This is a genomic window from Neobacillus sp. WH10, from assembly GCF_030123405.1.
In the GTDB taxonomy this organism is placed as follows: Bacteria; Bacillota; Bacilli; order Bacillales; family Cytobacillaceae; genus Neobacillus.
Map to the genome: position 1 here is coordinate 1,085,377 of NZ_CP126110.1, position 20,585 is coordinate 1,105,961.

General features: G+C 38.6%; 21 protein-coding genes. 15 read left to right on the forward strand and 6 right to left on the reverse strand.

The features are described 5' to 3' along the window. Positions 1 to 186 precede the first annotated feature (186 nt). The 12 genes from QNH20_RS04995 (at position 187) to QNH20_RS05050 (ending at position 12,192) form a co-directional block, all read left to right on the forward strand. Entirely contained in the window at positions 187 to 870 is a 684-nt protein-coding gene (locus tag QNH20_RS04995) for a response regulator transcription factor (RefSeq protein WP_283921806.1), read from the forward strand. Next, a complete protein-coding gene (locus QNH20_RS05000; protein WP_283921807.1) occupies positions 863 to 1,966 on the forward strand; it encodes a sensor histidine kinase in 1,104 nt (367 codons plus the stop codon). Before QNH20_RS04995 ends, QNH20_RS05000 begins: the two co-directional genes overlap by 8 nt. Before the next feature lie 157 nt (positions 1,967 to 2,123). Next, positions 2,124 to 3,041, forward strand: a complete 918-nt coding sequence (locus QNH20_RS05005; protein ID WP_283921808.1) for a D-alanyl-D-alanine carboxypeptidase family protein — start codon at positions 2,124 to 2,126, stop codon at positions 3,039 to 3,041. Positions 3,042 to 3,439: 398 nt separating this feature from the next. Beyond that, a complete protein-coding gene (locus QNH20_RS05010; RefSeq protein ID WP_283923355.1) occupies positions 3,440 to 5,074 on the forward strand; it encodes a M4 family metallopeptidase in 1,635 nt (544 codons plus the stop codon). Between the two features lie 219 nt (positions 5,075 to 5,293). Continuing rightward, entirely contained in the window at positions 5,294 to 5,836 is a 543-nt protein-coding gene (gene lepB, locus QNH20_RS05015) for a signal peptidase I (RefSeq protein WP_283921809.1), read from the forward strand. A 431-nt stretch (positions 5,837 to 6,267) separates the two neighbouring features. Further along, positions 6,268 to 7,281, forward strand: a complete 1,014-nt coding sequence (gene bioB, locus QNH20_RS05020) for a biotin synthase BioB (protein ID WP_283921810.1) — start codon at positions 6,268 to 6,270, stop codon at positions 7,279 to 7,281. Between the two features lie 557 nt (positions 7,282 to 7,838). Continuing rightward, complete coding sequence (locus tag QNH20_RS05025; protein ID WP_283921811.1) at positions 7,839 to 8,585, forward strand: nucleoside phosphorylase; 747 nt, start codon at positions 7,839 to 7,841, stop codon at positions 8,583 to 8,585. A 22-nt stretch (positions 8,586 to 8,607) separates the two neighbouring features. Beyond that, positions 8,608 to 9,210 (forward strand): ECF transporter S component, encoded by a 603-nt coding sequence (locus QNH20_RS05030; RefSeq protein WP_283921812.1) that lies wholly within the window; start codon positions 8,608 to 8,610, stop codon positions 9,208 to 9,210. A gap of 32 nt (positions 9,211 to 9,242) precedes the next feature. Further along, positions 9,243 to 10,010 (forward strand): energy-coupling factor transporter transmembrane component T family protein, encoded by a 768-nt coding sequence (locus QNH20_RS05035; protein WP_283921813.1) that lies wholly within the window; start codon positions 9,243 to 9,245, stop codon positions 10,008 to 10,010. Next, a complete protein-coding gene (locus QNH20_RS05040; protein WP_283921814.1) occupies positions 10,007 to 10,852 on the forward strand; it encodes an energy-coupling factor ABC transporter ATP-binding protein in 846 nt (281 codons plus the stop codon). Before QNH20_RS05035 ends, QNH20_RS05040 begins: the two co-directional genes overlap by 4 nt. Beyond that, positions 10,849 to 11,634, forward strand: coding sequence for an energy-coupling factor ABC transporter ATP-binding protein (locus QNH20_RS05045; protein WP_283921815.1), 786 nt, complete (start codon positions 10,849 to 10,851; stop codon positions 11,632 to 11,634). The genes QNH20_RS05040 and QNH20_RS05045 overlap by 4 nt, the downstream gene beginning before the upstream one ends. Positions 11,635 to 11,970: 336 nt before the next feature. Then, positions 11,971 to 12,192 carry a hypothetical protein gene (locus tag QNH20_RS05050; protein WP_283921816.1) on the forward strand — a complete coding sequence of 74 codons (222 nt, stop codon included), beginning with the start codon at positions 11,971 to 11,973 and terminating at the stop codon, positions 12,190 to 12,192. 61 nt (positions 12,193 to 12,253) lie between these two features. On the opposite strand, the gene QNH20_RS05055 is transcribed toward QNH20_RS05050, so the two are convergent. The 5 genes from QNH20_RS05055 to QNH20_RS05075 all read right to left on the reverse strand — a co-directional run bounded on the left by QNH20_RS05055 (position 12,254) and on the right by QNH20_RS05075 (position 16,756). Then, positions 12,254 to 13,327, reverse strand: a complete 1,074-nt coding sequence (locus QNH20_RS05055) for an ABC transporter substrate-binding protein (protein ID WP_283921817.1) — start codon at positions 13,325 to 13,327, stop codon at positions 12,254 to 12,256. Next, positions 13,324 to 14,130 (reverse strand): ABC transporter permease, encoded by an 807-nt coding sequence (locus tag QNH20_RS05060; protein ID WP_283921818.1) that lies wholly within the window; start codon positions 14,128 to 14,130, stop codon positions 13,324 to 13,326. Before QNH20_RS05060 ends, QNH20_RS05055 begins: the two co-directional genes overlap by 4 nt. Before the next feature lies 1 nt (position 14,131). Then, positions 14,132 to 14,935 carry an ABC transporter permease gene (locus QNH20_RS05065; protein WP_283921819.1) on the reverse strand — a complete coding sequence of 268 codons (804 nt, stop codon included), beginning with the start codon at positions 14,933 to 14,935 and terminating at the stop codon, positions 14,132 to 14,134. Next, a complete protein-coding gene (locus QNH20_RS05070) occupies positions 14,925 to 16,031 on the reverse strand; it encodes an ABC transporter ATP-binding protein (protein ID WP_283921820.1) in 1,107 nt (368 codons plus the stop codon). The genes QNH20_RS05065 and QNH20_RS05070 overlap by 11 nt, the downstream gene beginning before the upstream one ends. Positions 16,032 to 16,246: 215 nt before the next feature. Beyond that, positions 16,247 to 16,756, reverse strand: a complete 510-nt coding sequence (locus tag QNH20_RS05075) for a DoxX family protein (RefSeq protein WP_283921821.1) — start codon at positions 16,754 to 16,756, stop codon at positions 16,247 to 16,249. A gap of 249 nt (positions 16,757 to 17,005) precedes the next feature. On the opposite strand from QNH20_RS05075, the gene QNH20_RS05080 reads away from it, so the two are divergent. The 3 genes from QNH20_RS05080 to QNH20_RS05090 all read left to right on the forward strand — a co-directional run bounded on the left by QNH20_RS05080 (position 17,006) and on the right by QNH20_RS05090 (position 19,280). Next, positions 17,006 to 17,713 (forward strand): MBL fold metallo-hydrolase, encoded by a 708-nt coding sequence (locus tag QNH20_RS05080; protein ID WP_283921822.1) that lies wholly within the window; start codon positions 17,006 to 17,008, stop codon positions 17,711 to 17,713. Positions 17,714 to 17,724: 11 nt separating this feature from the next. Continuing rightward, positions 17,725 to 18,294, forward strand: coding sequence for a TetR/AcrR family transcriptional regulator (locus tag QNH20_RS05085; protein ID WP_283921823.1), 570 nt, complete (start codon positions 17,725 to 17,727; stop codon positions 18,292 to 18,294). 368 nt (positions 18,295 to 18,662) lie between these two features. Then, entirely contained in the window at positions 18,663 to 19,280 is a 618-nt protein-coding gene (locus QNH20_RS05090; RefSeq protein ID WP_283921824.1) for an exonuclease domain-containing protein, read from the forward strand. Between the two features lie 155 nt (positions 19,281 to 19,435). Here QNH20_RS05090 and QNH20_RS05095 read toward each other — a convergent pair whose 3' ends face one another. Beyond that, positions 19,436 to 20,524, reverse strand: a complete 1,089-nt coding sequence (locus QNH20_RS05095; RefSeq protein ID WP_283921825.1) for a citrate synthase/methylcitrate synthase — start codon at positions 20,522 to 20,524, stop codon at positions 19,436 to 19,438. Between the last annotated feature and the right edge of the window lie 61 nt (positions 20,525 to 20,585).

The window sequence follows — 20,585 nt, forward strand, 5'->3', positions numbered from 1 at the left end:
TTGAATAAAAAATTATTTTCAAGAAATACATCACTATCCATGCAAATCTAAGACTCGAAAAACAAATTTTTAACATAATAAAACAAGGCTATTTCCCTACCACAACATTGGATGATATGGTGTTTTTTGTATATGAATTCAAATATACGCTGTGAAAAGTTGGGTCAATGATCGGGGGTATAAAGTTTGCGACATATTTTAATAGTGGACGATGATAAGGAAATTGTTCAATTGATCGCGATTTATTTACAAAATGAAGGGTATAAAATTTCGAAAGCTTTCAATGGTGAAGAGGCTCTAACTTTGTTTGAGAAAGAAAAGATAGACTTGATTGTATTGGATGTGATGATGCCGAAAGCGGATGGATTGGAAGTATGCAGAATATTACGTGCCAAGCATCATGTTCCGATTATGATGGTTAGTGCCAAGACAGAGGATATGGACAAAATAAATGGTTTAATGAGCGGGGCTGACGACTATTTAACAAAACCATTCAATCCGTTGGAGTTAGTAGCCCGAGTTAAAACGTTGATTCGCAGGGCCTATTTATATCAAGAAGAACAGAACGATGACGAGATGATCAAGATGGGAAGCCTTGAGGTAAATAAAACCTTTCATACAGTAAAAGTAAATGGGTGTCCGATATCATTAACTTCAAAAGAGTTTGCGATTCTTTATATCATGGTTTCGAATTTAGGCAGGGTGTTTAGCAGTGAAGAAATCTTTGAACTAGTATGGAAGGAAACCTATTATTCTGCAAATAATACGGTGATGGTACATATCAGTAATTTACGCGAAAAGCTGGAAAAAGAACTAGGTTATAAATTAATCAAAACAATCTGGGGAGTGGGGTATAAAATTGATGGATAAATACTCAACTTCCATTTATGCCAGATTACTTTCTTATTTATTATTTAGTCTGTTCGGTGCCGGAATTTCAACAGTAATACTAGGATTTATTATTCGTTTTATATATATATACATACCTTTACCGCTAGAATTAAATTATTTATACGCCAATATGAGGGATACCTATGGATTTTGGTACTTATTCTTTATTGGTACAATTATTTTGACGGTCATCTATTATGCCTTAGCAATCAAAAATATGGCATCGTACTTTAAGATAATCAGCCGTTCCGTAGATGAAATTTCGAAAGGTCGTCTTGATATAGAGATCCCGATTTGGAAACATGGGGGATTAAGTCCGCTGGCACAAAACATAAATCAAATGAAGGAACAGTTAGAGGCGTTAATTGAAGATGAAAAGAAGGCGACACAATCAAAAAATGAGCTGGTGACGAATGTGTCGCACGATTTAAGGACGCCGTTAACATCGATCATCGGCTATCTAGGCTTAATTGAGGGAGATCAATACAGAGATGAATTGGAGCTTCGTTATTTTGTCGATATTGCCTATGAAAAATCAATACGGCTCAATCGTATGGTCAACGACCTCTTTGAGTTTACCAAAATAAATAACCGTGATCTTGCCTTAAAGCTGTTACCTTTTAATTTAATAGAACTTCTTAAACAGCTAGCGGCACAATTCCATCCTGAATTAATAAAGGCGGATATGGAGATAGAATTGAAAGCTTCTGCCGATGAAGTGATGATTGAGGCAGATCCTGATAAAATCATGAGGACATTTGAAAACCTTATTTCCAACGCAATTAAGTATGGAAATGCAGGAAAAAAGATTACTCTCGTTGTTGAGGAGCAAGGCGGGAACTCGGTAGTGAAGGTTATCAATTATGGGAAAGCGATTCCTGCAAAAGCTATTCCTTTTATATTTGATCGGATGTACCGAATAGAACAGTCAAGATCAGAGGAAACGGGCGGTACAGGCCTTGGTCTAGCAATTGCAAAGGGAATTGTGGAACTGCATCAAGGAGAAATTATCGTTTCAAGTAATGAGGCGGAAACGATATTTCAAGTTCAGTTGCCGTTGTCAACTATTCATTGAAGTGTATTTTAAACAACACAAGACTGCGATTTTGCGGTCTTTTTCCGTTTATAAAGTAACCATTAGGAATCCTTTAGGTTTTCTTAAGGTTTAATTTCGTCTCACTTTAGAAATAATGGCTATATTTGCTATAAACCATTTTTCTAGGAGTGCTGTTATGATGAAAATAAAACATGTGGTAATCGGTATGTTTTTTCTAATCTTAGTAGGTTATGGAAGTCAGTTAAACGGGATTAAAACTATCCTTGATCATTTCTCAAAACCTAAGATAGATTCGATAAACCTGAGTTCTCCCATTCAAGGCGAAGCCGCTATAGTTTTGGATTTGGATTCAGGAAAGGTGATCTATGAAAAAAATGATCATAAAAAGCTGTATCCGGCAAGTACAACGAAAATTTTAACCGCATTATTGGCTGTTGAATATGGGAAAATAACTGATCGAATTACGGTTGGAAAAGAAGTGCAATTCAAAACTGAGGGTGAAAGCACAGCTTGGCTTAAAGAGGGCCAAGTTCTAACATTAAGGGAATTGTTGGCCGGTTTAATGCTTCCTTCCGGCAATGACGCTGCAAGAACCATCGCTGTATATATAGCGAAAAAACAAATGGATAATCCTCATGTTTCAGAAGAAAAGGCATTAAACTATTTTGTTTCAATGATGAATAAAAAGGCGAAAGAAGTTGGAGCAAAAGATTCTCATTTTATGAATCCTCATGGGCTGCATCATCCTGACCATTATACAAACGCCTATGATTTAGGGTTAATTGCCAGCGTGGCAATGAAAAATCCAATGTTTAAAGAGATTGTAAGCAGGAAGATCTATTCAAATGAGGCCATTACCTATCAAAACCGTAATCAGCTGTTGGATTCAAACAGCCCATATTATTTTGAGGGGGCTAATGGGATAAAGACTGGCTTTACGGATGAGGCGGGCTATTGCCTTGTATCTTCAGCTGAAAGAAATGGAAAAAGATTAATGGCAGTAGTGTTAAAATCCGGCAAAAATAGTGTATGGAATGATTCAACAACATTATTAACGAACGGTTTTACCTCATCAGAATACGTGAAAAAATAATCGTGAATAATGGTTCGTTACCAACAGAGAGGTAGCGCATTTTTCCATTAGGTTCTTTTCTAAAAAATGTTAATTCACCTTGTTATGATCAAATTCTCTTTTGTTATAAAATATTTTTCAATAGGTTAATATATTCTTGATTAATCTTTATAAGAAAGAACAAGTTATGCCTTTATTGAAAAATATTTCCAATAAAAAGTATCGAAAAAAATAATAGATTATTTTTTCCCAATGCCGAAATGAATCCGGTATTGGGATTTTTAATAGAGTAATCGAAATAATCCCTGGTAACTGACACACTATCAACCACTTTTTTCCCAATTATGCAGATAGATTTACCGTGATACAATATATTTTGAAAATTGAAACAAAATATATTATTAGGAGGCTTGGGAATGATGAAGAAAAGAACGTCACTTGTTTTGGCATTAGGTTTAACGATGGGGTCTGTGATACCGATTTCGGCTGCAGCAAATACGATTCCGTACAATGTTACGGTTCAGAAGGAAGCAAAGCAGTTTGGGAAAGATGTAAAGGTAAATTGGAAAAAAGGACAAGCGGTCCCATCCTTCGTTCATGGAAAATTATCGACTAAGACTCACAAAAATAAAGATGATATAAAGCAATTTTTAAAAGAAAATAAAGAGCTCTATCAATTGGATTCCGATAAAGATTTGACCCTGCTCGATGTAGAAACAGACGAGCTTGGCAGCACTCACTATAATTTTGTCCAATCTGTCCAGGGAATTCCGGTTGATGGGGCAGAATTTAAAGTTCATACCGATAAAGACGGGATTATAACGGCTGTAAATGGTGATGTGTTCCCAGATGCTTCCTCATACTTTAAAGGAAAGCTGAAAGCACAGGTTGCTAAGGAGTCTGCATTAGAAAAGGCATGGAAATCGATTAATGTAACCAAAGCGGAAACAGAAACTAATGCGGAAGCGGACCCTGATGGTAAAAAGTTTGAGGATACAGTTGAAAAAGCAGATCTTGTTGTTTATAAAAATGAAAATGACTTTTACCTAGCTTATAAAATAAACCTGCAATTCATTCAGCCATATCCGGCAAACTGGGTCGTATATGTGGATGCTATAAATGGTAATGTCCTAGATTCCTATAATGCCGTGAATGACTCAGGTACTGGAATCGGCGTTCTAGGAGATACGAAAACGCTTAACACCTATTATTCCGGCGGAACCTACTTGTTGTATGATACGACTAAGCCAATGGCAGGTGTGATTGAAACTAGAACAGCAGTTAATAAAACAAGGCTGCCAGGTAATTATTCTGTTGATCCTGATAATAACTTTAATGCGACGTCACAGGGTGCGGATGTTGATGCCCACTACTATGCTGGTGCTGTCTATGATTATTATAAAAACACGTTTAATCGAAATAGTTTTGATGGAAATGGAGCAACACTTCGTTCAACTGTTCACTACGGTAGAAATTACAACAATGCGTTCTGGAACGGGTCGCAGATGGTGTATGGTGATGGGGATGGAACAACCTTTACATCATTATCCGGATCGCTTGATGTTATTGCCCACGAATTAACCCATGCGGTAACAGAAAGAACGGCGGGATTAGAATACAGATATCAATCCGGTGCACTGAATGAATCGATCTCTGATACGTTCGGGGTATTCCTTGATAAAGATGACTATTTAATCGGTGAAGATGTGTATACGCCGAAAAAAGCAGGCGATGCGCTGCGCAGTTTATCAAACCCAAGCCTTTATGGACAACCAGAGCATATGAGTAATTATGTAAATACGACTTCTGATAATGGCGGTGTCCATACAAATAGCGGTATTCCAAACAAAGCTGCCCATTTAACGATTTCCAAGCTGGGAATATCTGTAGCAGAGAAAATCTACTATCGTGCACTAACTGTTTATCTATCACCAACGAGTAACTTTAGCGACGCACGTGCCTCACTTCTAGCTGCGGCAGCCGATTTATACGGCACCGGCAGCACACAGTACAATGCTGTTGCATCTGCTTGGACACAAGTAGGGGTAAACTAATAATGGAAAACAACAGCCATCGCAAAATGTGATGGCTGTTGAATTTTTTAGGATTTAATTGTATTTAATAAAAGGTCTTAAAGGCTGGATATAGAATATTATTATTATCTATACTTTATGTATAATTTTAGGTAGAAATGTTTTGGTTCCATCGATACAAAGGTGTTATCTAATTATATCCGAAGAAATCCCTACAAAAAAAGAAAGGTGTTGTTGTAAATGGTAAGTTCTAAGTCTAAAAAGGAGCTTATTGGCTGGGGAAAAGCACTATTTATCGCTGCAGCCATTGCCGTTATTATAAGAACATTTTTATTTGCTCCGTATGTCGTTGAAGGTGCATCAATGGAACCGACCTTACATAATCAAGAGAAAATTTTTGTAAATAAAATGAACTATTCGAACAATATTAAGAGAGGCGACATAGTCATTATTAAAGGGCAAACTGAAAATTATGTAAAAAGAATCATCGGAACTCCTGGCGATAAGATTGAAATGAACGATGACCATTTATTAATCAATGGGGAGCTCTATAAGGAATCCTACCTTTCAGAAAATCGTAAGGCAGCTGAGGAAATGGATATTCAGTTAACAGGGGACTTTGGACCAATTGTTGTCCCTGCCAACCATTATTTTGTTATGGGAGATAATCGCCTAAGAAGCATGGATAGCCGCAATGGTTTAGATTTTATCAACAAAAAAGACATTAAAGGGAAAAGTGAATTTGTTATTTTTCCATTCTCAAATATTAGAGAGGTAAAGTAGTTTTTCGTCGGCGGTTTAGTCAAGGAAATGGAGGGAATAACGCTTTTTTAAAAACTAAGCAATCATAATAGAAAAATCGATGAATTTTAAGGCGGCATCATTGCGGCCTTTTTTTGTTGAGTAAGAATAGGCATGAGGGCAAAAAAAAGGATTGGTGTCTGGCACCAATCAAATTATGGGAAGTTTTAAGAAATGAGCTCAATGAACTTATTTCCTAATTAAGTTACTTTTATAGTAAGAAAAACTTGTGTAGAACTTAGGGGGAAGTTGTGTGGAAGTTGTGAAGATTTTCAGATGAAAACATTTAGGCCGAATTACCCGTAAAATCCAAAAATTGCATAAAAATATTTTAATAATAGTAAACATGATATATAATTTTGATTGTTAACCGCGTTATTATTTTAGTTAACAATCAAAAATGGGGTGATGGCATGAATTGGTTCACGCTGGCAAAACAAGTTATTGAAGGTTATGAACTAACAAACGAAGAAGCGAAGGAAATCTTATTATCCAATGATGAGGACATTTTATCACTCGTTAATGGAGCCTATGAAATTCGCAGACATTATTACGGAAAAAAAGTGAAGTTGAATTTGATTATTAATGCTAAAAGCGGCCTATGTCCTGAGGACTGTGGGTATTGTGCCCAATCGATTAAAGCAAAAACAGAAATTGATCGGTATACACTTATTAGCAAACAAACAATTGTGGAGGGTGCTAAGGAAGCGAAAAAGAATAGAATAGGTACATATTGTATCGTAATGAGCGGCAGGAAGCCAACCAATAATGAGGTGGATACAGTGATCTCTGCTGTTCAAGAAATTAAAAATGAGGTTGAGCACATCAAAATATGTGCCTGTATGGGACTTGTGTCCGAAGAGCAGGCAGTTAGGCTGAAATCCGCCGGTGTGGACCGGTTTAATCATAATATAAATACAAGTGCTAACCATCATGGGAACATTACCACCACGCATGATTATGAGGATCGGGTCCAGACGATTGAAAGTGTAAAGAAAGCCGGAATTTCTCCATGTTCCGGTGTAATCTGCGGGATGGGTGAAACAGATGAGGATATCGTTGAGATGGCCTTTGCACTGAAAGAGCTAGATGCTGATTCCATTCCAGTTAATTTCCTTCATCCAATCAAGGGAACAAAGCTTGAGGATCTAGATGAATTAACCCCGATTCGCTGCTTGAAAATTTTATCTCTATTCCGGTTTGTAAATCCGACAAAGGAGATTCGCATTTCTGGCGGCCGTGAATTCAACCTGCGTTCCCTGCAAAATTTAGGGTTATTCATTGCGAACTCCATTTTTGTCGGCGACTATTTAACAACTGATGGACAATGTGCGGATACCGACTTCCAGCTCATTAAGGATCTCGGATTCGAAATCGAAGATAACCCATTCGAACTAGAAAGCCAATCATTTGCAAAAACCTATTAATAATTGGTGATGCCCTATGCTAAACAGCTGAGGGCATCGCTACGTTTTGAGCAAAAAAAATAGATTGGTGTCAGGCACCAATCAAATTATGGGAAGTTTTAAGAAATGAGCTCAATGAACTTATTTCCTAATTAAGTTACTTTTATAGTAAGAAAAACTTGTGTAGAAATTAGGTAGAACTTATGTGGAAGTTGTGAAGATTTCCTCAGGATGGTGGGAGGCAGTTTAAAATGACTTCTCCTAAAAACAGGAAAATGGTGCCTGACACCTTTATTGGTGTTAGCACCTTTTTTATATGTTAAATACTTATTAAAGGGTTCGGTTCATAAAATTAAATGACCAAATCTGTTAATTTTGGTAATATTGTGATAAATAGTAGAAAAGTATTCCTCTGTTACATCAAGATAATAATCCCTCAACTAGATAATGATAACACCCACCCAATACATAGTTCCAAATCCTTATTGTTATGAATAGAACCAAATATGAATCATAAATATTAACAACCAAACTCTTGTCTTCCAAACTACAAATAAACTTAAAAGGAGCTAACGAATATGGAACATAACCTACAACCGCATATTAGAATTGCTAACGGGCATGAAGTGCAATACGCATTACTGCCAGGAGACCCAGGCCGTGTCGACGAAGTAGCTAAATTCTTAGAAAATCCCGTGGAGATCGCCAATAATCGGGAATACAAAACTGTGAAAGGTCAATATAAAGGAGTACCTGTTTTCGTGACCTCCACAGGGATTGGCGGTGTATCTGCCGGAATTGCTATCGAAGAGTTAAAGAATATTGGTGTTAACGTGATGATTCGGATTGGCAGCTGCGGTGCCTTGCAGCCTAATTTACGTCTAGGCGACTTGGTAATTGCTTCTGGTGCCGTGAGAAATGACGGAGCGTCTTATTCTTATATAAACAAGGCCTATCCAGCAATTCCAGATACCGAGTTGTTATTTCATGTTATTAACGATGCAAAAAAGATTGGTGCAAAAAATTACACAGGTATTGTCAGATGTCATGACAGCTTTTATACTGATAAAGAACCAGAAATCGACAAGTATTGGTCAGAAAGAGGAATTCTCGCTTCAGATATGGAAACAGCTGCTCTTTTTGTAATTGGCGGCTTACGCGGTATTAAGACTGCTTCCATTTTAAATGTTGTTGTCGAAAAAGAGGGGGATTTGGAAGGGGGAATCAATGATTACATTGATGCAAAAAACAATAGCAAACGTGGGGAAGAGCTTGAAATCCTTACTGCACTTGAAGCGATTGTTTCCTATGATTCTACTTTTTAATTAAGAAAAGGGGGTTTCTTCATTGAAAAAGCAAAGCATGTGGTCGTTACGTTTATCAACAGCTGCGCTCGTTCTTATTCCAGTAGCAGTAGGTATCAATTATATTGGTAAATTAATTGCAGCATCCCTGAAACTGCCGCTATGGTTGGATTCCATTGGAACCGTCCTAGCAGCGATGTTGGGAGGTCCCATTGTCGGTGCTTTAGCTGGAGCAATTAATAATATTATTTATGGTTTTACCGATCCTATTTCCTTTGTTTATGCAATTACTAGTGTCGCGATTGGCTTATCGGTTGGAATTTTATTTTTCAAAGGCTATATTTCTAGCTGGGGAAAAGCCATCGTTGCCGGTTTAATCATTGGACTTATAGCAACGGTTGTTTCCACTCCAATTAATATAGGTTTCTGGGGTGGTACAACAGGAAATGTTTGGGGAGACTCATTATTTGCTTTTATTCTAGCAAAAACCGATTCTACTTGGCTGGCATCACTGCTTGATGAACTGGTTGTTGATGTCCCGGATAAATTGTTAGTTGTTTTAATTAGCTTTGGTATTTTCAAAGGATTACCTCGGAATGTCGTTCAATTATATAACAATAATGAAAAGATAGAGACCTTAGATTAAGATTTTTTGCCAAAGAAAGCTGGTGAAGCTTTTTGAAATCGATTAGCTTGTATGTGGAAAGGGATTCGTTCATTCATGATATTGATCCCATCACGAAACTCTTATACATTCTCTTTGCCCTAATGATTCCTATTATTCTTCCATCGTTTACGATTTCTTTTTTTTGCTTGGGAATTAGTATTCTACTATTGTGTGTGGCGAAGGTTATTCGAAAAACGGTTCCTGTGTATAGTTTTGTTTTTCTCGTGCTGATTACGGTCGTCATCATTCAAGGTTTGTTTAAGCCTGAAAATGAGACTGTTCTTTTTCAATTGGGTCCAGTTGCTATGTATAAAGAAGGGCTGCTATATGCTTTAACGATCACGCTCCGAGTGACGAATATTGTCAGTTCCTTTTTGATCTTGATCCTGACAACGAAACCATCGGATCTTGTCGAGACGCTTGTTCGTAAAGGAATGTCACCAAGAATCGGATATGTCATTGTTTCAGTATTTCAAATTATCCCCGAAATGATGTCGAGCATGGGAACGATTATGGATGCGCAGCGGGCGAGAGGAATGGAGACAGAAGGTAATTTGTTTGTACGAGTCAAGGCTTTCGTGCCGTTATTGGGACCGGTTATCCTAGGGTCGCTTATCAATACAAAGGAACGGGCGATGGCATTAGAAGTGAGGGGCTTCAATTCAAAGGCTTCAAAAACATATTTATATGAGGAAAAAACCTACACCCATAGCAGACTAATTCAGTCAGCAATTCTGTTTCTAGTAGTGGGAGCCGTAGCGTGGAGGATTTTTGTATGAAAAAAATAATCGTTGAAGGTCTTAAATATAAATATCCATTATCCGAAACGCTCGCTTTAGCAGATATTTCGTTTCAAGTGAATGAAGGGGAATTTATCGGCATTATTGGGAAAAACTCTGCGGGTAAGTCGACTTTATGTCAAGCGCTGGTTGGTCTCGTTCCTCATTTTTATAAAGGGGCATACGGAGGTAAAGTGGTCGTAGATGGACTTGAAGTGAAGAGTCATTCCATTGCTGACATTGCCTTGAAGGTGGGAATGGTATTTCAAAATCCATTTACCCAGGTGACGGGCTCGAAAATGACGGTTTATGAGGAAATTGCCTTCGGGCTTGAGAATATTGGACTGCCCCGTTCGGAAATTATTGAACGAATAGATTATGTGCTGGACCTGTTAAAAATTGAACAGGTAAAGGACCAGAATCCCTTTGACTTATCTGGAGGGCAAATGCAGCGGATGGCAATCGCGAGTATTATTGCAATGAAGCCGGACATTCTAGTATTGGACGAACCGACCTCCCAGCTCGACCCGGTAGGCTCCGAGGAGGTATTCAGTGCGATTCAATACCTAAGCAAGCAGGGGATAACCGTTATTCTCGCGGAACACAAAATAGAGAAGGTCGCCCAGTATTGCGAGAGGGTATTACTGCTAAATGACGGGAAAATGGTTGACTTGGATTCTCCTGAGAAAGTTTTTTCTCGGAAGGACCTTGAAGAGCATGGTGTAAGGGCACCTGTTTTTACAAGAGTGTGTAAAGCCTTGGATGTAAAGATGGCTTCCTCGGACTATTACCCTGTAACTTTAGAGGATGCCGAGAAGGCATTAAGGGGGCGGATGCTTTGATCAAAGTATCCAATCTTTCTTTTGCTTATAAACAGGGTGGTCCCCCAGTGCTTTCGGGATTAAATTTAGAGTTCGACAAACGCTCTACAGCTATTATCGGTCAGAATGGTGCAGGAAAAACAACGTTTGTGAAATTACTAAAAGGTCTTCTGAAACCAGATGATGGACAAATCTTAATTCATCATTTCGATGCAAAAAATAAAACCGCTGCAGAAATGGCAAGAACAATTGGACTTGTTTTTCAAAATCCCAATGATCAAATTTTTAAAAGAACGGTTTTGGAAGAAGTGATGTTTGGCCCGTTGAATATTAAAATGGGCAAACATACTGCAGAGAAGCAGGCGATCAAAGCTTTAAAGATGGTGGAACTCAACGATAAATTAGAGATGAATCCTCATGATTTGAGTTTATCGGAAAAGAAACTGCTTTGTATTGCATCCGTTGTGGCAATGGATACGGACATCATTATTCTTGATGAGCCGACAATTGCACAGGATCATTATGGAAAGGAAAAGATTCGCCAAATTATCCAAGCCTTGAAGGACCAAAACAAACTGGTCATGACGATTATCCATGACATGGATTTTGTTGCGGAGAACTTTGAACGGACGATTGTGTTTAATGAAGGCAGGGTCCTTCTCGATGGAGACACAAGATTCGTATTTTCACAGAAAGAACTTTTAAGAAAAGCCAAAGTCGAAGCACCAGGAATTACCCAATTAGCAGAAAAACTCGGAATAAAGAACACTATATTAACCGTCGATGAGTTTATACAGCATTAACGGGCAGTAAGCTCTCCACTTCAAGACTATGATAAAAAAGTATAGGTAGGGGATCAAATGCTCCTAAAAAACCGATTAAATTCACTAACCATCAGAGGAGATGGGGAAAATTCATTCTGATGGTTAGTTGAACTTTATAAGGGTGTCAGGCACCATGTGAATTTTTCACATGGTGCCTGACACCCTTTTTATTATTTGTAAGTTAAAAATTTTGTTTTTTACGAATTTTTCCATATAATAGTATTAACAGTGTTCACACAATTGTTAATAATCTAATGATGTAGTGTTAAATATAGGGAATTGAAAATATCAAGTATAAGCAAGGGGGAAAATGAAATGTTCAGAGCTGCTGTTGCGGGTGTTCTTGGGTTCATTTTAATTTTTATCGAGTCAATGATTGTGATGAAGCTAAAAGGATATGCAACCATTGAATTTGGCGGCATCACACCGTTTATCAATGTTTGGGCGATGAACTTTTTCTTCGTTTTTGCGATTCTAACTCAGCTAACAAATTGGTATGCAAATAAGGAAAAACTAGAAGAAGATAATAGTTATTAAAAAAAGGGCCGCAATCTTCAGAAAAGCTGAGATTGCGGCCCATTTTGCATGCATCACCACACTATTTACGATGCATCTTAAACTGTAAAAACAGTTCGTTGTAGTAGGCCAAGTTCTTTTTGCCGAGGTTTTTATATACTTCTAGTTTTTCCGTCAATTCTGGTGACGGATAGAATCGTTCATCCTCGACGATCTCTTTAGGCATGTGTTTAAGTGCCTGCTTATTAGGCGTTGAATAGCCTACATATTCTGTATTTTTTGCGGCAACCTTTGGATCAAGCATGAAGTTAATAAATTTATGTGCTCCCTCAATATTTTTTGCTGTTTTCGGAATCACCATATTATCAAACCATAGGTTTGAGCCTTCCTTAGGAACTACGTAATCCAAATCTTCATTCGCGGACATGATTTCTGAAGCATCTCCGGACCACACTAGGCCAACAGAGGCCTCTTCATTGGCAAGCAGCATTTTGATTTCATCGCCGACAATTGCTTTGACATTCGGGGTAAGCGTATCAAGCTTTTCCTTTGCTTCAATTAAATGAGCCTTTTTAGTATCGTTAAGTGAATAGCCTAAGCTATTCAGTCCCATACCAATCACTTCGCGGGCACCATCTATTAACAGAATTTCATTTCTTAATGAAGGATCCCAAAGGTCATTCCAGCTGGTAATTTTTTTACCATGAAGCATTTTTGGATTATAGACGATGCCGACGGTTCCCCAAAAATACGGAACGGAATACTTATTTTCCTTATCAAATGGAAGGTCCATAAATCGTTTATCAATATTTTTTAAATTCGGCAGTTTAGAATGATCCAACGGAATAAGCAAATCCTCATGCCGCATTTTATCAATCATATATTCAGAAGGAATGGCAATATCATAGGTCGTGCCGCCTTGCTCGATTTTTGTCAGCATCGCCTCATTGGAATCGAAGGTTTCATAAATAACTTTAATTCCTGTTTCTTTTTCAAATTGCTTGATGAGATCTTCATCAATGTAATCGCCCCAGTTATAAATCGTCAACGTATTAGCGCCTGAATAGCCTTGGGACGTGTTTAAACTGGAAATTGCATATAATAGCACTGCCGATGCAATGGCGATCATGAGAAAAAAACGAACAAGCTTGTTCATCGTTTTCGAACCCCCATTCCATTAACCTTGTTGCGTTGTGTAATAAAGTAATATATCACAACGAGCAGCGTTGTAAACAGGAACAAGAGTGCCGATAATGCGTTTATATTCAAGGAAATTCCCCGGCGGGCTAATGAATAAATTTCAACTGAAAGTGTTGAAAAACCATTGCCGGTGACAAAAAACGTAACGGCGAAATCATCGAATGAATAAGTTAACGCCATGAAAAAACCTGCAAAAATTCCTGGTGTGATAAAAGGAATTATTACCTTTGTCAGGACGTTCCAGCGGCTTGCACCAAGATCACGGGCGGCATCAATTAACGTCGGGCTCATTTCCATCAATTTTGGCAGCACCATCAAGACAACAATTGGAATGCTAAAGGCGATATGGGATAACAGCACCGAATAGAATCCGAGCTTGATACCAGCCATCGTGAATAAAATTAAAAACGAAGCACCAATGATGACATCAGGGCTGACGATGAGTACATTATTTAACGACAACAGCGAATTTTTGGTTTGTCTTTTTTTTGCCTGATGAATGGCCAAAGCCCCAAGAACACCTATGATGGTAGATATGAGTGCTGATAATAAAGCAACCACTATGGTATTCAGAACGATAATCAGAAGTCTTGTATCTTGAAAAAGTTCACGGTACCAATCAAGAGAGAATCCTTTAAAGTCATACATTGTATCCCCGCTGTTGAAAGAGAAGATGACAAGAAAGAATATAGGTGCATATAGGATAAAAAAGATAATCAATAGAAATAGCTTTGACAAGGGAGTGATTTTTTTATCCACTTTACACACCTCGCTTCCGAGTATTCGTTACAATCATAGTGAAAACCATGATAATGATTAAAAAGACGGCAATCGTCGAACCCATGCCCCAGTCCCTGGTTACAAGGAATTGCTGCTCAATCGCTGTCCCAAGTGTGATAACGCGGTTTCCTGCAATTAATCTTGTCAGCATGAACAAGGAAAGAGCCGGAATGAAGACTACCTGGCAGCCTGATTTTACCCCGTCAATCGTTAATGGAAAAATAACGCGGCGAAACGTCGTCCATTTGGATGCCCCTAAGTCATTGGCTGCGTCCAAGAGAGTCGGATTCAATTCATTCAATGAATTGAATATCGGCAAAATCATAAATGGGATAAAAATATAAACCGAGACAAACACAAAACTGAAATCTGTAAATAAGATTTGCTGTGCTCCAATCCCAATCAATTTTAAAAAGCTGTTTGCCACTCCATACGTACCAAAAATACCAAGGAAGGCGTAGGCTTTTAACAATAAATTAATCCATGACGGAACAATGATTAATAAAAGCCATAATTGTTTATGCTTTGTTTTTGTTAATAAATAGGCTGTTGGATAGGCAACTAACAGCGAAAATGCAGTAATCAAAAAGGCATACCAAAAGGAGCTTAATGTCATCTTTAAATACACCGGTGTAAAAAATTTCTGATAGTTCACTAGCGATACATTTCCTTCAATATCAAAGAAGGAATAATAGAGCACAAGAAATATGGGGGCAATGACAAAAAGCACAATCCAAAGGAAATAAGGCAGCATATATAAATTGCGGGTAAGTTTATTTTCCATAGGCTTCCACTTCCGTATAGGCTTCTAACCGCCGATCGAATTCTTCCTCTGTTTCTCCGAGACGCATAACATGAATGGCTTCAGGGTCAAAATATAGACCAATTTCATCGCCTACCGTTGCCTTTTTGGTAGAATGGACGAGCCATTCATTTCCGTCTTTATCATAGCAGCAGATTTCATAATGAACACCACGGAATAATTGAGAATCAACGCGTACTTGAAGCTTGCCGCGTTCTAATGTCGTGATTTCTAAATCCTCAGGACGAATGACCACTTCAACCGGCTCATTCTTGTTCAAGCCTTGGTCGACACACTCGAACTCTCTGCCGACAAACTCCACACGATAATCTTCTATCATTTTGCCTTTTACAATGTTGGATTCGCCAATAAAGTCAGCAACAAAGCGATTTATCGGTTCATCATAAATATCTGTTGGTGTGCCGCTTTGCTGAATTTTTCCTTTATTGATGACAAAAATTTCATCGGACATCGCCAGTGCTTCCTCTTGATCGTGTGTGACGAAAATAAAGGTAATACCAAGGCGGCGCTGCAATTCACGAAGCTCATACTGCATTTCGGTCCGCAGCTTTAAATCTAGTGCTGACAATGGTTCATCAAGCAGGATCACTTCAGGCTCATTGACAATAGCACGGGCGATAGCAACACGCTGCCGCTGACCACCGGACATTTCTCTGATCTCACGAGTTTCATATCCCTTAAGGTTAACAAAGCTGAGCGCTTCCTTAACCTTTTGTTCTATTTCTGCATTCTTCATTTTTTTGATACGCAATCCGAATGCCACATTTTCAAATACATTTAAATGTGGAAAAAGGGCGTAATCTTGAAATACGGTATTCACCTGCCGCTTATTTGCAGGAACATGATTGATTTTTTTGCCGTTAAAAAAAATCTCCCCTTCGGATGCTTCTGTGAATCCGGCGATTAACCTTAATATTGTCGTCTTACCACATCCAGAAGGGCCAAGTAGTGTATAAAATTTGCCGCGCTCTATCTCAAAGCTTACATCATTAAGGACAGGCGGGTCGTTGTCATATTGTTTTGTTACATTTTTAAAATGAATAATGGCACCGTTCATATTGTGACCTCCTTTTTTCCAGTTAAAACTAGTCCCACGTTGTTCCATTCGGGAATCATTATACAGGAAGAGGCTAAAAATTCAATTCCTCTTTTATTGTAAATAAAAAAAAATTGCAAAAAGGCAATTTTTTTCAGGAGGCAACTTGGATAAAAAATGACCGTAAGATAAGAAAAACGCCTCGGACTCAGTGTGAGGAGGCGTTTTTTATAGGGCTAAACATGTTGTTTGATCGTTTTGTTGCCTTTGAATACAGTATTGCGGATGAACGGGATTACCCAGCGGTCAAGACCAAAGCGGCCTGCATTGAAGCCTGCAAAGAGAATAATTGCTCCGATGAAAAGGTCTGTTGGAATATGAGATACTGTTCCAGCTAGGAAGAACGCGTAGTTCATCACAAGACCAAAGAACATTGCTGCTGTTGTTAAGCAGCCAAGAATAAGTCCAAGTCCTACTAAGAATTCTCCAAGTGGAACGATGGTGTTAAAAATATCCACGTTTGGCAAAGCGAAATGTTTTAAGAAATCAACATACCAGCCGTAAACCATAGCACCGTCAGGACCTTTTACTGGATTGGCGATTACTGCTTTTAAATATCCAGAAGCATCAAATCCTCCTTGCAGCTTATGCCAACCTGCTGTCAACCAAGAATAACCGATATATAAGCGTAGAACTGTCAACATTCCCGCGGCAACCTTGTTTCCTCTTAACCAATTGACTATCATATGAAACACTCCCTTGTTAATTAAGTTTTATATATTAAGTACATTGTTAATATAACAAATTTATTTTGAAATTAGGATAATTTGAACAATAATTCACATATCTGTAAAAATGATTTGAACAAATTGTTACATACCGATGTTGGAAACGTTAGAATGAGGATTTTTAAAATAATGGAAAAAACCATTGATTAAACTAATGGTATTAGTTAAAATAAAACTAACGATATTAGTTAAAGGGAGATGGGCATAATGAGAATGATAAAAAACGGGTATTTATATCAAGTGACATTTATGACAAGAGTTTTTCCGGTCAATTGCTATTTGGTGGAGGAAGAGGATGGATTAACATTGATTGATGCAGCCCTTGGATTTTGTACAAAGGGGATCTTGAAAGCAGCTAAAACTATTGGGAAGCCAATTACAAAAATTGTTCTAACACATGCCCATGAAGATCATGTTGGTGCACTCGATTCGTTAAAAAAATTACTGCCAGAGGTTCCTGTTTACATTTCAGTTCGAGATCACAGATTAATGAATGACGATCGTTCCCTTGACCCGCATGAAGAACAAACACCGATAAAAGGCGGTGTTCCGAAAAAATTAAAAACGAGGGCCAATGTGCTATTGAAAGAAGGCGATTTTATTGGTTCGTTAACCGCCATCGAAACACCGGGACATACACCAGGGTCAATGTCATTTTTAGATTTGCGTACCAAAGCATTAATTGCCGGTGATGCCTTCCAAACAAGAGGTGGCGTCGCAGTGGCGGGGGATATAAAGCCTTTGTTCCCGTTTCCGGCTTTCGGTACGTGGAGTAAAAAGACGGCACTAGCTAGTGCAAAGAATCTAGTGACCTATGAACCTAGGCTACTTGCGGTGGGGCACGGAGAAATGGTTGAGAATCCTGTGAGAGTTATGGAACAGGCTATCGGAAATTTAGAACGGAAACTGAGATAGGAGTGCAGACGATGTCACCAAGACCAAAAATTGGACTCGATTTAACGACAATATTAGATGCCGCAGGTGAACTTGCTGATCAATATGGAATGCAGGAGGTTACTTTAGCGAATCTAGCAAAGAAGTTAGGTATCCGCCCGCCTTCATTATATAACCATTTTGAAGGATTGCCTGGACTAAGGAAAAAGTTATCGATTTATGGGATTGAAAAGATTTATGAAGAAATGGCGGATGCTGCGATTGGGGTGTCAGGTACCGAGGCTGTACTTGCAATTAGCAAAGCATATGTCAATTTTGCCCGGAAACATCCTGGTATATATGAGGCTACATTATTTGCTCCTGACCCAGGGGATAAAGATGTCCAGCAAGCTGGGGCAAAAATTGTGGACCTTTCCGTCCGGGTATTACAGGTATATCATTTGAAAGGGGATCTTGCACTGCACGCGGTAAGAGGATTACGCAGCATTTTGCATGGATTTTCTGCATTAGAACAAAGAGGCGGTTTTAAGCTTTCATTAGATTTGGATGAGAGCCTGATGTTTATTATTAAGGCGTTTCTTGTTGGACTTGGTGAAGAATAGTTGTTTACTGGGCACCTTCCCCATGGCGGCCAAACCGGAAGTTAAAGGAGAAAAACGGCCGTTAATAGAAAGTATGGGTACGTCTGCAATCAAGAAAAAAACGCCGAGAAGTCCCCAATTATTGCTACGGACGCCCGCAAACAATCAAAAAATTGCTACTTGGCGTCCGTACCAGAGAAAAAATGACGAGAAGGTATCCAATTAGTTCAATTTGGTACCCCAACTCAAAAAAAGAACTGGTAACCAATAGGAATAATAATGTCAGCTGAAAAGAATATCCTATCAGGCAGTAATCATATTAAGGGACATTTTGGAGATGTAATAGTGGGGCAAGCTTTGTTATAATAGGGAAAACCTAAGAATAAGGAATGATTGCTGTGCGGAAATTAGAAAAATTTGGTTTGCTTTTGGATGTTGAAACAACCGGATTAGGTCCAACAACAGATGAAGTCATAGAACTCGCTTTGAAACTATTTTCCTATCGAACTGATACTGGCGAAGTCACTGAAATAATTGAGGAAGATTCCTTTTTGCGAGAGCCGCTTTCGAATTCAGCCCGAAACAATTATGACCAAGCATATAGAGTACACGGGATTCCATTCGAGTTAGTAAGAGGAAAAAGTTTTTATGATGTAAAAATAAAAACGTATTTTCACCGAGCAGATGCCGTATTTGCCCATAATGCGTCTTTTGATAGAAGTTTTCTCTATCATATGTATCCGGAAGTCAACGATTTGAAATGGTATTGTACAATGAGGAATGTCCCGTGGAAACAATACGGTTTTCCAAATGGCAAACTGCTCACCCTTTTACAGGCGCATGATATAACAAACTATCAAACACATAGAGCCATGGACGACATTACATATTTATTAGAACTTCTAAAGAAAACGAGTCCAAATGGGAATCCTTATCTTCAAGAGGTTCTAGACAAAGGACCGATGAGAAAATACCAGCCATCCACTGCACGAACAAGAATGGGTTAAAAAACAAACTAAACATTAAATTCGTTTCAATTCCCTAATGAAGAATAAGGAAAAAAGACAGTTTCCCAATATGTCCTGCGTATTGAGAAACTGTCTTTTTGGGGTGGACAAAGTCCACGAAGGGTGCCTGACACCATTAACACTATTTACATCGTTTATTTAATGGTTCCGATGTATTTTGCTTGGGGCCGGTAGATGGTGTTGTTTTCGGCCTGTTCTAGGACATGTGCTGTCCATCCGACCATTCTGCTTGCGGTAAAGGTAGGTGTGAATAGTTCTGCATCCATGTTGATTGCTTTCATGATGGCGGCTGCATAAAACTCTACATTTGTATAAAGTGACCGACCAGGTTTCAATTCCGCTAATAACCTCACAGCAGTATCCTCTACAGCGATTGCTAGGTCAAGCCAATCATCCTCACCAACCAGTTCAAGTAATTTTGCTTTTAAAGCCATGGCCCGAGGGTCGTGCGTTTTATAAACTCTGTGCCCAAACCCCATTAATTTCTCACCGCGTAATACCTTTTCTCTAATCACCATTTCAGCATTCCCGAAAAGGGCAATTTCATCAAGAAGTTCGATGACTCCCGAGGGAGCGCCGCCATGAAGCGGGCCTTTCATTGTACCGACCGCTGATGTGATGGCCGACACAAAATCTGACTCAGTTGATGCCGTAACCCTGGCTGAAAAGGTTGAGGCGTTCATTCCATGCTCAAGGGTTAGAATCATATACGTTTCAAGTGCCTCAACATGGGCAGACAATGGAACATTTCCACTGAGCATATATAAGTAATTTTCAACAAAGTCTAAATCGCTCCGAGGAGGAATAAACATTTTCCCCTCTAAAAATCTCTTTCGATAGGCGATAATTGTCGGGACCAAAGCGGTTAACCTGATAGCCTGTGAAACAACAGGCTTCCAGTCATAATCAAAATTACCACCCTCTGCTGAAAGGGCAGTTCTAATAACACTCATTAAATCCATCGCCATCGGAAGCTGATCGATTATTGCCTTTACATATTCGGGAAGTTCGCGATTGCTTTTCAGCGCGTCTTTCAGTGTAGTTAACTGTTCTGTATCTGGTAAATGACCAAACCAGAGGAGATAAGCCGCTTCTTCAAATGAAAATCTTTTTGTAATCTCTCGAATTTCATACCCTCGATAAAATAACTGACCAATTTCCCCATCAATATGACTAATCAATGTTTCTGCCGCGACAATACCTTTTAAACCTTTTTGTATCATAAAAACAACCCCTTTCCTTATTTGGAATTATTTTATAAAATTAATATGATTATGAATATTA

Bases quoted from the DNA above. Each gene is read 5' to 3' on its own strand.
- bioB (WP_283921810.1), top strand. From the start codon at position 6,268: ATGAATTGGTTCACGCTGGCAAAACAAGTTATTGAAGGTTATGAACTA.
- QNH20_RS05005 (WP_283921808.1), top strand. From the start codon at position 2,124: ATGATGAAAATAAAACATGTGGTAATCGGTATGTTTTTTCTAATCTTA.
- QNH20_RS05055 (WP_283921817.1), bottom strand. From the start codon at position 13,327: ATGAACAAGCTTGTTCGTTTTTTTCTCATGATCGCCATTGCATCGGCA.
- QNH20_RS05050 (WP_283921816.1), top strand. From the start codon at position 11,971: ATGTTCAGAGCTGCTGTTGCGGGTGTTCTTGGGTTCATTTTAATTTTT.
- QNH20_RS05075 (WP_283921821.1), bottom strand. From the start codon at position 16,756: ATGATAGTCAATTGGTTAAGAGGAAACAAGGTTGCCGCGGGAATGTTG.
- QNH20_RS05085 (WP_283921823.1), top strand. From the start codon at position 17,725: ATGTCACCAAGACCAAAAATTGGACTCGATTTAACGACAATATTAGAT.
- QNH20_RS05010 (WP_283923355.1), top strand. From the start codon at position 3,440: ATGAAGAAAAGAACGTCACTTGTTTTGGCATTAGGTTTAACGATGGGG.
- QNH20_RS05025 (WP_283921811.1), top strand. From the start codon at position 7,839: ATGGAACATAACCTACAACCGCATATTAGAATTGCTAACGGGCATGAA.
- QNH20_RS05040 (WP_283921814.1), top strand. From the start codon at position 10,007: ATGAAAAAAATAATCGTTGAAGGTCTTAAATATAAATATCCATTATCC.
- QNH20_RS05090 (WP_283921824.1), top strand. From the start codon at position 18,663: ATGATTGCTGTGCGGAAATTAGAAAAATTTGGTTTGCTTTTGGATGTT.
- QNH20_RS05095 (WP_283921825.1), bottom strand. From the start codon at position 20,524: ATGATACAAAAAGGTTTAAAAGGTATTGTCGCGGCAGAAACATTGATT.
- QNH20_RS05070 (WP_283921820.1), bottom strand. From the start codon at position 16,031: ATGAACGGTGCCATTATTCATTTTAAAAATGTAACAAAACAATATGAC.
- lepB (WP_283921809.1), top strand. From the start codon at position 5,294: ATGGTAAGTTCTAAGTCTAAAAAGGAGCTTATTGGCTGGGGAAAAGCA.
- QNH20_RS05080 (WP_283921822.1), top strand. From the start codon at position 17,006: ATGAGAATGATAAAAAACGGGTATTTATATCAAGTGACATTTATGACA.
- QNH20_RS05000 (WP_283921807.1), top strand. From the start codon at position 863: ATGGATAAATACTCAACTTCCATTTATGCCAGATTACTTTCTTATTTA.
- QNH20_RS05065 (WP_283921819.1), bottom strand. From the start codon at position 14,935: ATGGAAAATAAACTTACCCGCAATTTATATATGCTGCCTTATTTCCTT.